This is a genomic window from Methylocystis sp. Se48 (assembly GCF_056269425.1).
In genome coordinates this window covers 2,028,364-2,044,210 of sequence record NZ_CM149850.1, presented here as the reverse complement: position 1 = coordinate 2,044,210, position 15,847 = coordinate 2,028,364, and the positions used below count along the sequence as shown (strand labels likewise).

The following is a 15,847-nucleotide window of genomic DNA, read 5'->3' as shown; positions in this document are numbered from 1 at the left end:
ATGCCATTGACAACGGCGTCGCTCTGAGGGAACGTTGTTCAGTCACTTTTTGAATCATTGGAGCAATTTATGAGTTCTCCTCTCATCTCCATCAAGTTTCCGTCGATTTACGGCGGCAATTTGCCCAAGCGCATGGCGCTCTGCGCGCCGGACACATATGTCGCGCTTTTTCGTCTGGCGAATGCTACGGAAAGGGCTGGAGGCCGCCTAGTTCTCAGCGATCTGTTCCGATCTTATGACATGCAATATCAAGCTTATCTTGATTGGAAAACAGGAAAAAAGAAGGCTTACAGCCCGCCTCCAGGAGGCAGCATGCATGAGGCGGGGCGCGCTTTCGATCTTGACCTCGGGAAAATCAAATCAATCGGTCTGAAGGATTTTTGGGATATCGCGAAAGCGGAAGGGGTTGTTCCCATCATTTCGAAGCCGGATGCCAAGTTGAGCGAGGCGTGGCACTTCGAATGCCGCGGCAGCCACCAGCTTGTCTACGATTATTACGCCGCCGGAAAAGGCAACAATTTTGCCCGACCCGCGACGGCAATGGCGGCGAGCGCGATCGTGTCCGTGGGCGTCCCGGTCGACGCGTTCGGCGGAAATAATATCGCCGCATTCATTCAATCGGGCTTGGTGCGGCTTGGACACAATATTGGAAATATCGATGGCGGAGTCGGCCCGAAAACACGGGCCGGTCTGAAGGCGCTGTCGATAGACGATTCGTTGCCGCTCGAAGAGATCGCGGAAGCGATGGATAAAAAGCTCCAGGCTGCGTTCCCTGGGGAATATTTCGTCTCCGGCGTGCCGATCGCGGGGCTTGAGAATGACGTCCCTGAGCACATCGTCGGCTGATCCTCAATCCTGCAAAGGCCCCCAGGCCGGATCGCTCGCGTAGCTCGGCGTGGGCACCTGCGTTTCGGAGCGGCCGAAGACGTCCACCATATAGATCTTCGGCCCGCCGGCGCCGCCGCTGTCGCGGAAGAACATCAGGAACAGCCCGTTCGGCGCCCAGGTGGGGCCTTCGTTGTGGAAGCCTTCGGTGAGGATGCGCTCCCCGGAGCCATCGGTCTTCATCACGCCGATCGCGAAATTGCCGCCGTTCTGCTTGGTGAAGGCGATGTAGTCACCTTTGGGGCTCCATACGGGCGTCGAATAACGCCCGCCGCCGAAGGAGATTCGCTTGGCCTCGCCGCCATGCGCGCTCATGACGTAAATTTGCTGCGAGCCGCCGCGGTCGCTTTCGAAACAAATGCGCGCGCCGTCCGGCGAATAGGAGGGGGCGGTGTCGATCGCGCTTGTATCGGTCAGGCGCGTCGTCGCGCGCGAGCGCAGGTCCATCGTGTAGAGATTGGTCGATGAGCCCTGCGAGAGAGACATGATGATCTTCTGGCCGTCGGGCGAGAAGCGCGGCGAAAAGGTCATGCCGGGGAAATTGCCGACGACCTCGCGCTGGTTGTTCTCGATGTTCATCAGGAGAACCTTCGGCTCGCCGTCGTCGTTGAAGGCCATGTAGGTGACGTCGAGCGAGGAGGGCGAAAAGCGCGGCGTGACGACAAGATCGTCGCCGCGGGTCAGGTAGCGCACATTGGCGCCGTCCTGGTCCATCATCGCGAGACGCTTGCGCCGTCTGTCCTTCGGTCCCGTCTCGTCGACGAAGACGATGCGCGTGTCGAAAAAGCCCTTTTCGCCGGTGATGCGCGAGAAAACCGCGTCCGACAGGAGATGCGCGACGCGGCGCAAATTGGCGGGTTCCGTCACATATTGCTGGCCCGCGACCTGCTCGCCGGTCGTGACGTCGAAAAGGCGGAATTCCGTCTTGAGCCGACCATCCGCGGCGCGAACCGAGCGGCCAGTGAGGACGAATTGCGCATTCGCCGACCTGTAGGCGTCGAGGTCGGGCCGATCCACGGAGCCGCCTTCTCCGGCGCTCGCATCCACGGGCCGGATGAAGACGGAGCGCTTGAGGTTATTCGTCGCGACCGAGGCAATCGTGCGCGCCGCCTCGTCGCCGGCAAAAGGCGCGATGGCGATGTTGGTCGGCTGAAAGGCGCCGCCCTTCAGCTCGATGATGCGCCCGGCGCGGGCCGGCGCGAGGGGCGCCAGAGCGGCGCCCCCGATGAGGCAGGCGGCGGCGCGGCGGGTGATGTGGCGGGTCATTGGAAGAGTCTCTCTAGCATCGCTGCTTTACCCCCTCCCCAGCCCTCCCCCGCAAGCGGGAGAGGGGGCAGATGCGGGCCTTCATTGACAGCGTTGATCGCGAGCGTTCCCTCTCCCGCGAGGCGGGGGAGGGACAGGGAGGGGGCTGGCGTCAGGGAAAAAGCGTCCATCAATTCGCATCCTGGAAGCGGATGGTCACTTCGTGCAGCGCTTCTTCGTAATAGGGCATGAATTCCGACGGGATTTTCATGGGGCTGCACCGGCGCACCGCCTGCAGGGCCTTTTCGCCGCGCGCCTGCTCCACCGGATTGGCGGAGGGGTTCAGCAGGCGCGGCCGGCCCTCGAGCGCGCCGTCGCGCGTCAGGCGGAATTCCACGACCGGCGCGAAGGTCGCGCCGCCGAGCGAGAGGGCCGAGGCCCAGCAGGGATGGTAGTGGTCGTGGATGTAGGATGCGATCCGCGCCTCCATTGAAGCCGACATTTTCGGCGCGGCGCCTTCCGGCGCGCCGAGCGAGGCGGTCTTGATTTCCTTGCCCGCGGCGGCCCGGCGCTGCGGCGCTTCGCGGCTGAGAAGATTGGCGATGCTGGCGGCGTCGAATTTCGATTTCGGCGCGTTTTCGTCGCCCGACTTCGGCTTTCCGCCCTTTGCGCTCTTTTCCGCCGCCTCGCCATCGGCGCTGTTTTCGGGCTTCGCGGCCTTTTCCTCGGCCTTTTTCGCGTCGAGCAGCTTCGCGACGTCGTCGGCCTTCAGGCGCGACTCGGTTTTGGGCTTTTCAGCTTTGGACTCGGTCTTGGCCTCCGCTTTCGGCTCCGGCCTCTTCTCCGGCTTCGGCGTCTCGCTTGCCGGTTTTTCCGGTTCCTTTTCAGGCTTCGGCCGCGCCGGGGGCTTAGGCCTCACGATTTCGGCGTCCTTCGGCTCATCCGGCTCTTTCGCCTCCGCCGGGGCGAACTTCGGTTTCACGGGCGGCGCAGCGGCCGGCTTCGCCTCGGCCGGTTTGTCGACGGGCTTCGGCGGTTCGGGCGCCGGGGTCAGAGCGGCGATGCGCTTCGGCGGCATGGGCTCCGGTTTGTCCTCCGCGACGGGGTCCGGCAGGCGTTTGAGCGGCGGGGGCGGCGTGGGGACGTCCTTCTTCGCTTCCGCGATCGGCGGAAGCGGTCTGCTTTCGGCCTCTTTCGCGATCCTGTCCGCCCGGGGCGTCGGCTTTGGAACGCGCGCCGACTTCTCGCCCCTGGCGGCCTGGCTCACGGGGTTATCGGTCACGATCTCGACCGGGATCGTTTCCTCGACGTCGTCGAATTTCTTCGCGTCCGAGAACAGGACGAGCGCCGCCACCAGCAGCCCCGCATGGGCTGCGGAGGAAATGACGACGCCAGGCTCGGAGCGCGAAACCTTCAACGTTCAGCGCCTCACTTCTTCTCCTGCTCGGTCACCAGCGCGACCTTCTTGTAGCCGGCTGTCGTGATGAGCGACATGACCTCCGCCACGCGGCCGTAATTCACCGCCTTGGAGCCGCGCACATAGATGCGCTCGTCGAAGCCCTGCTTGGCGGCTTCCTTCAACTTGTCGAGAAGCTGCGCGACCTCGACGGGCTGGTCCATCAGGAAGATCTGGCCCTTGTCGTCGATGGCGATGGAGACAGGCTTCTGGTCGATGTTGAGCTGTCCAGCCTTGGTTTGCGGGAGGTCGACGGCGACGCCGGTGGCGAGCAGGGGCGCGGCGACCATGAAGATGATGAGCAGCACCAGCATGACGTCGATGAACGGCGTCATGTTGATCTCCGCCATGGCGCCGTAGCGCGGGACGCCCCGGCGTCGCCGGCCGCCCTTACGTCCGGGTGCGGAAATCGACGCGCCCATGGGTCAGGCCGCCCGATCGCGGTTCGAGGCCGCGTGCTGGTCGATCTGGCGCGAAAGGATGGCCGAGAATTCGTCGGCGAAGCTCTCCATGCGCGCCTGCGCCTTGGCGACGTCGCCCTGCATCTTGTTGTAGGCGATGAGCGCCGGGATGGCCGCGAAAAGGCCGATGGCCGTGGCGAGCAGCGCCTCCGCAATGCCGGGCGCCACGACCGCGAGCGAAGTGTTCTTCGACGCCGCAATGGAGCGGAAGGACGTCATGATGCCCCAGACCGTGCCGAACAGGCCGACGAAGGGGCCAGCCGAGGCGACCGTCGCGAGCACAAGCAGGTTCGACTCGAGTTTCTCGACTTCACGGGCGATGGAGACGTCGAGCACTTTCTCGATGCGCGCCTGCAGGCCCATGAAACTCGCGGAGGCGCCGGTCTGGAAGGAGCGCTTCCATTCTCTCATCGCGGCGACGAAGAGCGTGGCCATGCCGGAGGTTGGACGCTCGGAGAGCTTGTTGTAAAGCTCCTCCAGCGAATTGCCGGACCAGAAGCTCTCCTCGAAACGGTCCATGGCGCGGCGGATGCGCGAGAAGAGCAGCGTCTTGTCGATGATGATAGCCCAGCACCAGACCGAAGCGAGCAGCAGGCCCACCATCACGATCTTCACGACGATATGCGCGCCCCAGAACATGCTCCAGATTGTGATGTCGGCGGCGGGGGCTGCGCCGGCGGCGGTCGCGGCGATGTCGGCTGGATTCATGATTTGTCCTTGAAGCGGAGTTGGGCGCGCTCGTTCAAAAAAGCGACGACCTCTATCGCCCGCAATTTCGCCGTTTCTGGGGCCGCGGGTGCGCCGCACAATGATATTTGCCGGCGAGGCGTTAACAAGCGGTAAGAGTTAAGGATTGGTCACGCAAGAGCGCGCCAGCTCATGTGTCGGAGAGTCGCTCTATCGAGGCCTTGAAACCGCCGAGGGCGGCGTCGGGCAGGGTTCCGAAATATAGCGGGCGTCGCGTCGGCAATGCATAGGGGCGGCCCCGCAATCGCTCGTATTCCGCGCGGTATTCGGCGTGGGGCGCGGCCGGATTGTTGGTGGCGATCCCCCCATGGACCTGATGGAAGGTCGCCTCTCCTAACAGCATGATAAGTTCGCTCTCCGGGTCTGCGCAGGCGCGCGCCCAGGTGTCCAGATTGGCGAATCCGCCGCCCGGCGTCACGAATCCCTCATCCCATCCGCCCAGCTCTCGCCAGTGGGCTGCTCGCAAAAACAGGGCGTTGCTTTCCGCCGGGATCTGGAACCAGCCGCCTGCGGAGGAACCCGCGAAAGAGGCGATCGAAAATAGACGGTATCCGTCCTCCTCCCAGCCGCTTTCCGATAGAAGGCGATCCTCGACCGCCTGATCGTAGCCGTTCAGGATGCTGACCGACTGGTTCGCCGGTCCGAGATGAAAGCCGATGCTCCCGATGATCGGGCGCTCGTGCAGCTTGGAAGCGGCCAGCGCACGGCTCAGAAGTCCTGGCGACGCCATGCGCGCGCCGTCGATGAAAACGCCGACAAGGTCTCCCCGGGCAAGCGAAAGCCCGCGGTTGATCGCCGGAACGGGCGAGACGGTTGGGTTCGGTTGACGGCAAATGGTGAGATTTGGGGCGATGCGATGCAGTTCTTCCTCGTTGAACGGCTGCGTAGAGCCGTTGTCGACAAGGATGATCTCGTATTCGGATGTTGCGATCCCGCGTTGCATGGGGAGAGAAAGCGAGCGGATCGTGCGCGGGATTTCTCGCGCCATATTGTAACAGATTACCACGACGGACAGCTTTGGCGCCGCTTGTGCAGCCCTCGCGCCAGAGTGCGCGTCCAGCGCCGATCGCAGTAGAGACGCCATGTCCTTCCGCGGCGGGCGAGACGCGCGGGCCGTTTTGAGCGCTTCAACGACGCGGGAGAATTCCTCTCCGGAAGGATCGACGGCTCCTTTTCGTTCGAGCACTGCCTGCGGCGGCCCCGGTAGGGAGATCATTTGCCGGACGACAGGATTGTAGAGATCCCAGAGGACGCGGTTCGCGGGATCGAGTCCGGCAACCAGGAGCAGGCCGGTCGGGGATGTGTCGAGCGCCAGTAGAAAGAGATCAGGACGATGATTTCGGAGGATTTCGACCAGCCGCCAAATGTCTCCCGTCCATGACGCCGTGCGGCGTTCCCTATCGGCCTGAGCGGGATGGTTCGGAAAGATGTCGTCGACAAGCACGACGGCGCCGGGCGCGGCGCGTCGCTCGATATTCATGAAATCGCGGAGCGCATATTCGAAGTGATGCATCCCGTCGATAAAGGCGAGATCCGGGGAGACCGCGCCTTCAGGGCTTGCGAAGAAATCGTCGCTGGTCGCGGAAAAGATTTTCGCGGTCGCCGGCAAGTCGAATTTGATCTCGGGAGCCGGATCCACACCGATAGCCGCCCCCCTCGCAAGGGACAGGCTGGCGCCAAAACGAACGCCAATTTCCAGGTAGAGCGCAGGACTCAACTCCTGGTGCAGACGCCTCAGAACATCGAGGTACGGAAGCGCTCCTTTCCTTGCTTCCTCCTGCGGCGTTCCCAGGGGGCCGCTCCAGCCCGGAACGATCGCCGCCGGCTGCGCGGCGGCTGGAAGGAGGGGCGGCCCGTCGCCTCTGCGAAAGACGCCGACGAGATCGCGCCATGGTCCGCGTTCGTCCAACCAGCTGTCCACAAGCACGCAGCCCGCGCTTTTGGCGAGCGCGGGATAGGCGTCCGGATAGAAGCGATAGCAGTCTACCGGGTGGCGATGGATGGGCCCCGCCGACGGCGCGATGAGGAAAATGACGCCCTCCGGCCGAACCACCCGCGCCATTTCCGAAAAAGCGCGCCAGAAAAATTCGCAATGCTCCAGCGCCTGGCCGGAAAGCACGATGTCCACTGAGCTGTCGGGGAGGGGGAGGGCGTAAGGATCGGAAAGCACGATGTCCACGCCGGGTCCGGGCGCGATATTGGCCGCCAAATACCGGAATGGCGACTTGCCGAAGAGTTCCCTGTAGCTGCCGTTCACGTCGGCGCCCCCGATGTCGAGGACGATCGTCTCCGCGCGTTTCTCGAGCGGCCCGCCCGCGACGTATTTGAGATAGCAGCGCTGCATGTTTTCGAGGGAGGAGGGATGCATCGAGCGGCTCCTGGTCAATCCTGCGACTGCGGCTCGAGGGCGCGCTCGAATCTTTCCCGAACGTCTGACGGCAGGCGCTTGGCGCGGCCGCTCTCCACGCAGACGACCTTGACGGTCGCCGCGACGAGCGTCTCTGCGCCCCGCAACACCCGTTGGTCCAGAGTCAGCGACGCTCCGCCCAACTGACGCACGCGGGTTTCCACCGACAGCAGGTCATCCATCGCCGCGGGCTTCATGAACTCGAGTTCCATCGCCCGCACGACGAAGAAAATCGGGGCGCCGGCCATCCCTTCGAGCAACGGGCGCTGATCGAGCCCGAGCCTGCGCAAGAGCTCCGTGCGCCCGCGCTCCATGAAGCGGACGTAGGAGGCGTGATAGACGAGGCCGGAGGCGTCGGTGTCCTCCCAATAGACGCGGACGGACAGGGCGTGGGGAGTCATGCAGCCTCGTTGTTTTCACCTTGCGGCCCGGGCCTTCGACGGGCTCCGAAGCCGGCGCCCATTCCGCAAAAGTTGACGGCCGGGCGGTCAGAACGCGGTCCAGCTTTATGTTTTTGCGCGAACTCCGCTCTCACGGCTCCATGCGAGCGGAATTCGCCCTAGCGGGGACCGTAGCCCCGTTCATAAGCAATATTTCCGTCCCCCGCCACGTCGAAACCGCCGGTCGGCCTCGTGACGCCCGTACCCGCCGGCCCGAAATTTCCGAAGACCGTGATCGTCGCAGCCGCAATGTGGCTCTCAGAAAAATCGTGAAATTCCCCACTTAGTTGGCATTTATGCCTAACTCAAATTGATCGCCAACCATTTGCACCTCCGTTATTGAATATGCTATGTTAATTGGGTCGAACCTCTTGCGCCACAGGAAATATCAGAAAGGTCTTGCGGATGCATTTTCAGAAAATAATTCCATTTTTTATTTTCATGCTGTTGCATGAGAACGTTTCAGAGGTAGCATTGAGTGATGATGGCATCTCTAATTTTGAGCATAATAATGAGATATTAATCGATAATTTAGCGATTTATATCGATAAAGCTTTCAAAGATGGGAAACGAAAGATTTTATTGCCTTGTGGAAAATTTTTGTTACACGCCGCCATCGAGATTCCCTCGAACGCGGAAATTGGGGGCAGAGGAGATTGCACTATACTAAAGCTAGTGCCTGATGCTAGTTCGAATCCTCATTGGAAGGAGCGGGCAGGTTTTCCATCAAATGGTTTAAGTTCTATTACAAACTCAAACTGGGTTAATGGTAATTATGGTATTTATATACATGATTTAACTATTGACGGTACACAAATTACATCAAGAATTGCTCATTTAATAAGTTTTTACAAAACGTCCCATACAAAAGTTTTGAGAGTTAAGACAATTTCATCCTCCGTGAATGGGCAAACAGGTATAGCATTTGTCAATTCTTCAAACTTTCAGGCTGCCGGAAATTCTGGTTTCGGACCGCGAGGAGCGTGCATAAATATATGGGATGGCAGCCATGATTTCGTTGTCGATAACAACGATTGCGATGGAGGTTTTGCTTCCGGCGGGGCCTGCATCAACGTTAATGGACTCAGTACAGATAATAGTTATAATGTAACATTTAACGGAATTGTTTCTCACAACAGATGCCGCAATGTCGATCAAGTTGGAATAGATGTCTCGGGACTTTGGAATGGCAGTAACGATAGGCCGGTCTATGGGTTCGTCAGGAACATTAATGTTGTTGAGAATTTAATTGAATTTGTAAAAAGTTATCACGGTATTCGTGTCGCCGAAGCTGAAAATATTACAGTTAAAGATAACTTTATACAAAAGACAAAGGAGCGGGCAATAAGTATTACATCAAACGGCTGGGGTGCTCAAACAAAGGACATAAAGATAATTGAAAATAAATTCAAAGATATAGGTAATGAATTTTATTCCCAACCTCTATTGGCGATTGGGCGTTATGACGGCAAAGACTGCATAAAAAATGTTATTGTAAACAATAATAGGACATATGGATATGCCAATTATAACTACATAGCGACGCTGGGGCAATGCACATCAAATATATTTCTCGATACGAAAAATTTAGCGGCAGGAAAGAAAGGCGATATTTTAAAAAATTAAAATAAATTTTGAAAAAATATATAGAAATTTAAGTATTATAACTTACAATATTTTTTTAATAAACGTTACGTCATGAAATTTCGTTCACAATTTCGATCAATTCAGAAAAGAATGTCTTGTCATAAAATCTAAATTGAGTAATGTCTCTTATATTACTCACGCCAGCAGATTTTGTCAAAAGCTCTTTTCCATCCCTTACCTCGACCTTATCAATATAATTTAATATCTCTTCAAGCCTTTCAACATTGACGTCATTTTCAGGTTCAAAAAATTTTATTGTAGCACAAAACTTTTCCAAGCTATCGCGTGATGTCAAGTCCTCATATCGACACAGCATATGCTCAACCCCCAAATCTGGACCTTGCAGCCACTTTCTCATCCATGCTCGATAACCCTTCCAATGAGACGATGCAAATGATCTGAAATACTCTTCAGTATTCGGTTTACCTGCTTGCACATGTAGTTCGAATTCTGACAGCATTGATGGTATATAGTCTCGGTATTGAATCAGGTATGGATAGCCACTGACTAATGGCATTTTTAGGTCAAAATCGTGGTTTTTGGTGAAATTGACATTTTGTCTTTTACAAGGTGTATGTTTACAGCATTGGGTGTTCGTGTAATATTCGCAATATGAGAAATCGGCGCCAAAATATGACTTTAATACGCGAACTAGCAAGTGATGCCCACTTCTGGGCCAACTGACTCCGATAACATAACGGCACTGAGACTTCCTACTCATTTGAGCTCCATTTCTTGTTTACTTTTGGTCAAGATGGTTTCAATTCGCGCCATGTATCGCAAGCCCGTAGGCAAATAGCCGAAGTTCCGCGCGAGGTGGATTTGCGCGCGCGCGCCCATGGCCTTTCCGAGCGCCGGGTCGTCGATCAGGCGCCGCATAGCGTCGGTTGCGGCCTCGACATCGGCCTCGGCCCAACGCTGCCCTTCCCAAAACGGATAGTCGCCGGCGCGCAGCCCGACCATTTCGTAGGGGATCAGAAAAGCCGTTTCCTGTGTGCAAAAATCCATATTCCCCGAATAGCCGGTCGCGATGACCGGCTTGCCCTGCGACATTGCCTCCGCCAGTCCAAAGCCGTAGCCCTCTGATCGATGCAGGGAGATGAAGCAGTCCGTCAGCCACATCAGCCCCTGCACCTCCGCCTCTGGCAGGGTGGCGTCGATGACTGTGACGCGTTCGCGCAGCGGCGCGATGGCTTCGTCGAACCGCGCTTTCATCTCCGGCTTGCGGGCCGAATTGTTCGTCTTGATGACGAGCGCGACATCAGCGAACGGACGCTCCTCGACGAGCGCCTTGAAGGCCTCGATCACGGCAAAGGGATTCTTGCGCTCCACATAGGAAAGAAAATCAAAGCAGAAGAAGAAGGCGTATGCGCTCTCGCGAATCTTGAAGTAACGACGGGAGCGCAGGGCGATTCGACGCGGCGCGCAGGCAAGCGGCATGTGAACGACCGGCTTCGAAACGGACGTCGACAGACAATCGCGGATGAAAGCGGAAGGCGCCCAGACTTCGTCGAACTTCTCGAGTTGCGCGGCCCATTCGCGCGGATAGCGCTCAAGTTCCCAAAGCGGGTAAATGATGTCGTAGCCTCCAGACGACAGTGGGTTGCCCAACGCCTTCGAGACGGACTCCACCTCGTCGCCATTGACGCAATAAATGTTCACGCCGCCGGAGGGCCGCCGCGCCAACGATGGCGTCAATTCGGCGACGAGTTGCGGGTCGGGTGCGCCGAAAGGGCCATAGACGTCGACGATCCTGACGCCGCCCATGACCTCGTTGAATGCGCGCCACGCCTCGCGCAAGTGCTGCCCCATGCCGATCGGCGCGAAAGGGTGTCCGACAAGGCTGACGCCGGGGCTTTTAGCAGGCTTCGATTTGCCGCTTCTATTGGACAAAGACGTCTCCTCCGCTTTGCGCCGTCGTCAAGGCGTTGCGCACAGCCTGAAGATAGCCGTGGCCAAAATGACGGTCCGGTTCGAGGTAGCTGCCTTCGCACCACTCGTTCCACGCAAGGATGAAGACAATCCGCTCGTCGCCAAAATTCTGTTCCAGGGTTCGGCGATATGTCCATTCGAGCCATGCCTGAAATGCGCCGGGCGTGGCGTTTTCGAGGATCAAACTCCGGCTTGCATGTCGCGGCGTATTGTCCCACCCCGCGAGCACCGAGCGGAGGCGAGGGAATCCGGGCTCCACGCGTCGCATGAAGGCGCCCGCGAGCTCGCGATAATCGTGGACTGACCCGGTCCAGTCGAAATTGATTTTCGCGACGTCTTTTTGAGGGTCGCGCACCATCCCATGGGCCGGAAATTCGACGGTGATATCGCAACCGTACGTCCTCGGATCCTTGGGTTGCGCGGAGAGCTCGAACGACTCCACCATCGCGATGCAGATTTCTCCAATGCCGTTTTCACGGCAATAGTTTCGCCACATCGCCATTGAGCGTTCCGGATTCGGCAGTTCCTTGATCCGGTAGACGAGGATCAGGGGACGTCCGTTGATCCGAATGTAGGCGTTGGACCGAAAATAGCGCGCGAGATCGGCAATAATGTCGAGCGCGCCTTCGTCCGTGTAGGACTGGCCGAGAAGGACGTCGCTTTCTTTTCCGTCCCAGCGGCGCGTCCAATTCTCATTGGCCCAGCAGAGGCAGAATGGCAGATCAGGCTTGCCTGTCGCCAACATGCGCTCAAGGGGCTGTTCAAGCAGCCGCTTTCCGTCGAACCAGTAGTAATAGTAGCAGAAGCCTGTCACGCCGTAGCGCCGCGCGAGGTCGGCTTGTTGCTCCATGACCTCGGGCGCGCGCAGGTCGTAATAACCCAGGTCCGCAGGAACCCGCGGTTGATTGTGGCCAACGTAATTCGGCCGCGCCTTCGTAATATTGGTCCATTCCGTGAAACCCTTGCCCCACCAAAGATCGTTTTCCGGTATCGGGTGATACTGTGGGAGATAAAATGCAATCGTGCGCAGTTGCCGGTCGGCGAGGTCTTCCGCCCAACGATTGACGAGAATGTTGCGATTGCGCGCGATGCGCTGACGCTTAGATTGGTTCGATTTGACGCCGGCGCTGCTCGTCTTGCTGAGGTGATGCGCGACAAGCGCTTTCGGTTCATAAAGAACGCGGAGCCCCCTGCGACGTATTTTGAGGCTGAGATCCGCGTCCTCGCAATAGGCCGGGGCGTAAATATCGTCGAACCCGCCCAGCTCATCGAACAGGGCGCGACGCAACAGTATTGCTGCGCCGGATATGTGCTCCACGTCTCTTGCGTAATTGTAGCGCGGCGTTCTGTGATCGCGCCCGAAGCCGATCAATGCGCCGGAGCCGTCGCTGTTCAGGAGGCATCCCGCTTCCTGCAACGTGCCGTCGAACGACATGATTTTTGGCCCCACGAGGCCGACGCCCTCCTGGCTCGCGGCGTTGACCAAAGCCTCGAGGCAGCCCGGCGCGATCTGGGCGTCATTGTTGAGAAAAAAGACAAATTCGCCGCGCGCCATGCGCGCGCCCGCATTGCACGCCGGTCCGAAGCCCTCGTTCTTTTCAGAACGCAAATAACGCAGAGTGGGATTGCGCGCGATTGCACGGTAGGCCGGATCGCTGGAGGCGTTGTCGACGACAATTACCTCGATCCCGAAACTGTCGGGCGCGGCCTTCTCGATCGACGCGAGGCATTCGAGGGTCGTCACCTGCTCGTTGAGGCAGGGGATAACGATGGAAACGCGTAGGTCTTCAGCCGCATCCGGCGCGGGAAGATTGATTTTCTTGGCGATCGCGCTGGGATCCAGTCCGGCGAATACATGACAGAAACCGAGCGCGTCATAATCGGGCGTTCTGCCTTCCTGACTATCGTACCCAAATGCGCGAACTTCTTTGTAGCCGAGCCATTCCGATCGTCCATCCGCCGGCCGCGGCGCTTTCTGAGCAGGGCGCGAGATTCTCCCCTCCCTCCCTCCTGCCTGCAAGAACGTAATGCAGGAGCGGATTCATGTCCGCTTCTCGCACGTCCGGATTGTGGTGCAGATAGCCCTTTACCGAAAATTCGTCCGACGGATCGCGGCCCTCCCGCCAGCCGATCCGGAAAAAATGCTCCAGGGGCGCAATTTGATCGAATTCCAGATCCGGGTTGCTTTCGCGATAAAAGGCTTCGTCGAAAAACGGAGCGAGGCGGGCCAATTCAAATGAAGCGCGATCGGCCGCGTCGACCGTCGCCGGGACGCGGCGAACGTTCGCTCCAACCTCGGGTGCGGTCGAGGGCTTGCGTTCGTCGATGCGCTCGCGGGTCGTCGAAAATGACGCCTCTCTTTGCGTGGCTTCATCCGCGCCAGCCAGGGCGGGATCGTCCAGCGCCTCAGCCTCGGAAGGTTCGGGCGCCGGCAGGCGCTCCAAACGCACATTCTCTGACCCTGATCCTTGAAGCGAGCAACCGGCGCAGACAAACCCCAACAACCGCAGATCGTCCGCCGTCAACGGTTCTGGATATTCGGTAATAATGCGCAAAGAAACAGGCCCATCGCACTCTTCAAAATCAAGTTTTACTGATGTCAAATTATCACGAACAAGTTCGATTTGATAAATCTTTTTATAGTCATGATAAAAACTAACAGTTTTACTATCTCCAGCTTCTTCATTATTTGGATCAGATTTCGGCAAGAACATGTCAATAGAGATTGATTTTGTATTATGAATTTCAAGCAGGGCGGATGTCGCGACCCACTTATCGTCAAAGGTTCCGCGCAGACCGACGATCGAAGGGACCTTCTTTAGCACCGTAGTTTTAAATTCCGACATGCCCGAGCAGCGCCTCTTTTTTCCCTGATTTGAAAGACAATATAATTTGCGTAGCGACACATTGTTCAAAGCTTGATAATTAAGTTATTTCTCAAGTAATGCATTTACGTATAATAATACAAATTACACGATCTTCTCAAAGGAATTGTTGAGAAGAATATTTTCTACATACGATATGAGTATTAAAGTTATAATATAAAAAACAAAAAATTGCTAAAATAATTTGCAATAGCAATGTTGTGTGTAAATCTAAATAAATAGGCAGGCATTTTGTAACTTATACTCAGTCAGCCTGCGAGACTTTGATATGTGAACAGAACAGTTTCATGTTCGCGCCTCAGATGATGCTTGCTCAAGCCGGCTCGCACACTTCAGCGACGATCGCCGCCAGTTTGGTCTCCCCAGAAAATTGCTATTCGGCATCAAAATCGCGCCTTGGCGTCGTTGCGTCATTTCAGCCGGAACGCGATTTCCACGAACTTACTTCCTATGGTAAAGCTGCAGCCTTTAGAATGTCAATAATGTTCAGATCAAGCTGGAGACCCCCAGAAACCTCTGGGCGAATCGGGATCGAGCTGATTCGCTCGCGTCATGCCGCGGGGGATGGCGGACATGACGAATGAGGCTCTGAATTTCTTTGATGTGGACGAGGGACTGGCGGAGTTGTCGGCAAAGGGCGACGATCTGGAGCGGTTGAACGGGCTCGTGGATTTCGAGTTGTTCCGCCCGGCGCTGGAGGCGGCGGTTCCGCGCGGCGATCGCTCGAAAAGCGGGCGGCCCCCCCTTTCGATCATGTCCTCATGTTCGAGGTCCTGATCCTGCAAGCCATGCATGGGCTCTCCGACGAGCGCTGCGAATATCTGACAAGGACCGGCTGTCTTTCATGCGGTTCCTCGGGCTCGGCCTCGCCGATGGGGTTCCCGACGCCAACACGATCTGGGCGTTTCGCGAGGCGTTGAAAAAGGCCGAGGCCGTCGACGCCTTGATCGCTCGTTTCGACGCCGCGCTGCGCGAGTCCGGCTTTCTGGCGATGAGCGGGCAGATCGTCGATGCTACGATCGTCGCCGCGCCCAGGCAGCGCAACACGCTCGAGGAAAAGACGGCCATCAAGGACGGTCGCATTCCCGACGCCTGGAAAGACAAGCCGGCCAAGATCGCGCGGAAGGACCGGGACGCGCGCTGGACGGTGAAAGACGGCAAGGCGAAGCCGCGCGAGGACGGATTGCTTCCCCCGGTTGATCTCGCCGTTCCGGCGTTCGGCTACAAAATCACGTCTCGATCGATCGCGGTTTCGGGCTCATTCGCAAATGGACGGCGAGCGACGCGGCGGCGCATGACGGCGCGCGGCTCGAAGACGTGCTGGATCGAACCAACACGGCTAGCGACGTCTGGGCGGACGCCGCCTATCGCTCGGCGAAGAATGAGGCCATGCTGTCGCCGCGCGGCTTCGTCTCGCGCATCCACAGGAAGAAGCCGCAGGGCAAATCCAACCCAGGGAACGAACTCAGTGCTGGATAAAAGTTGTGGGCAACGTCACGCCTAATCAGTCAGAAAAATCCCCTTATAGGAATCCCACATGAGTGAGCCAGAAAGACCGTTGGTATAACTAATTGATTTCCTTGGTGCCGGTTGCAGGATTCGAACCCGCGACCTACTGATTACAAATCTCATTCCGGGCGTTTTCCAAGTTATCCGGGGCTACGCTATTGCACGACAGTCATTTGATTTATCTGTTGATTGTCTTCGCCATTGTTTCCGGTCTCGGCCCATGGTTTTCTTTC

At 57.8% G+C, this 15,847-nt stretch carries 12 protein-coding genes and 1 pseudogene; 3 read left to right on the top strand and 10 right to left on the bottom strand.

Annotated features, from left to right (window positions below):
• Positions 1-69 precede the first annotated feature (69 nt).
• Positions 70-846, top strand: coding sequence for a D-alanyl-D-alanine carboxypeptidase family protein (locus ACV959_RS10100; RefSeq protein WP_475736480.1), 777 nt, complete (start codon positions 70-72; stop codon positions 844-846).
• A gap of 3 nt (positions 847-849) precedes the next feature.
• On the opposite strand, the gene tolB is transcribed toward ACV959_RS10100, so the two are convergent.
• From tolB to ybgC, 6 genes are all read right to left on the bottom strand, one after another.
• Positions 850-2,151 carry a Tol-Pal system beta propeller repeat protein TolB gene (gene tolB / locus ACV959_RS10095; RefSeq protein WP_475736479.1) on the bottom strand — a complete coding sequence of 434 codons (1,302 nt, stop codon included), beginning with the start codon at positions 2,149-2,151 and terminating at the stop codon, positions 850-852.
• 169 nt (positions 2,152-2,320) lie between these two features.
• Complete coding sequence (locus ACV959_RS10090; protein ID WP_475736478.1) at positions 2,321-3,547, bottom strand: cell envelope biogenesis protein TolA; 1,227 nt, start codon at positions 3,545-3,547, stop codon at positions 2,321-2,323.
• Positions 3,548-3,558: 11 nt separating this feature from the next.
• Positions 3,559-4,008: an ExbD/TolR family protein gene (locus ACV959_RS10085; RefSeq protein WP_475736477.1), complete on the bottom strand. Its 450-nt coding sequence runs from the start codon at positions 4,006-4,008 to the stop codon at positions 3,559-3,561.
• A gap of 3 nt (positions 4,009-4,011) precedes the next feature.
• Positions 4,012-4,755 carry a protein TolQ gene (gene tolQ / locus ACV959_RS10080; RefSeq protein ID WP_475736476.1) on the bottom strand — a complete coding sequence of 248 codons (744 nt, stop codon included), beginning with the start codon at positions 4,753-4,755 and terminating at the stop codon, positions 4,012-4,014.
• Between the two features lie 169 nt (positions 4,756-4,924).
• Positions 4,925-7,162 (bottom strand): methyltransferase domain-containing protein, encoded by a 2,238-nt coding sequence (locus ACV959_RS10075; RefSeq protein ID WP_475736475.1) that lies wholly within the window; start codon positions 7,160-7,162, stop codon positions 4,925-4,927.
• Positions 7,163-7,176: 14 nt separating this feature from the next.
• The gene (gene ybgC / locus ACV959_RS10070; protein WP_475736474.1) at positions 7,177-7,602 is read right to left on the bottom strand and encodes a tol-pal system-associated acyl-CoA thioesterase; all 426 of its coding nucleotides are present in this window, start codon (positions 7,600-7,602) and stop codon (positions 7,177-7,179) included.
• Between the two features lie 444 nt (positions 7,603-8,046).
• Between ybgC and ACV959_RS10065 the strand changes: the two genes are divergently transcribed.
• A complete protein-coding gene (locus ACV959_RS10065; protein WP_475736473.1) occupies positions 8,047-9,267 on the top strand; it encodes a hypothetical protein in 1,221 nt (406 codons plus the stop codon).
• Between the two features lie 70 nt (positions 9,268-9,337).
• Here the strand turns inward: ACV959_RS10065 and ACV959_RS10060 are convergent, their stop codons facing one another.
• From ACV959_RS10060 to ACV959_RS10045, 4 genes are all read right to left on the bottom strand, one after another.
• A complete protein-coding gene (locus tag ACV959_RS10060; protein ID WP_475736472.1) occupies positions 9,338-9,748 on the bottom strand; it encodes a hypothetical protein in 411 nt (136 codons plus the stop codon).
• A 257-nt stretch (positions 9,749-10,005) separates the two neighbouring features.
• Complete coding sequence (locus ACV959_RS10055) at positions 10,006-11,181, bottom strand: glycosyltransferase family 4 protein (protein ID WP_475736471.1); 1,176 nt, start codon at positions 11,179-11,181, stop codon at positions 10,006-10,008.
• The gene (locus ACV959_RS10050; protein ID WP_475736470.1) at positions 11,171-13,240 is read right to left on the bottom strand and encodes a glycoside hydrolase family 99-like domain-containing protein; all 2,070 of its coding nucleotides are present in this window, start codon (positions 13,238-13,240) and stop codon (positions 11,171-11,173) included. Before ACV959_RS10050 ends, ACV959_RS10055 begins: the two co-directional genes overlap by 11 nt.
• Complete coding sequence (locus ACV959_RS10045) at positions 13,122-14,066, bottom strand: hypothetical protein (protein ID WP_475736469.1); 945 nt, start codon at positions 14,064-14,066, stop codon at positions 13,122-13,124. The genes ACV959_RS10050 and ACV959_RS10045 overlap by 119 nt, the downstream gene beginning before the upstream one ends.
• Before the next feature lie 612 nt (positions 14,067-14,678).
• Here ACV959_RS10045 and ACV959_RS10040 point away from each other — a divergent pair.
• Positions 14,679-15,566: pseudogene (locus tag ACV959_RS10040) on the top strand (transposase); the annotation flags it as partial.
• Between the last annotated feature and the right edge of the window lie 281 nt (positions 15,567-15,847).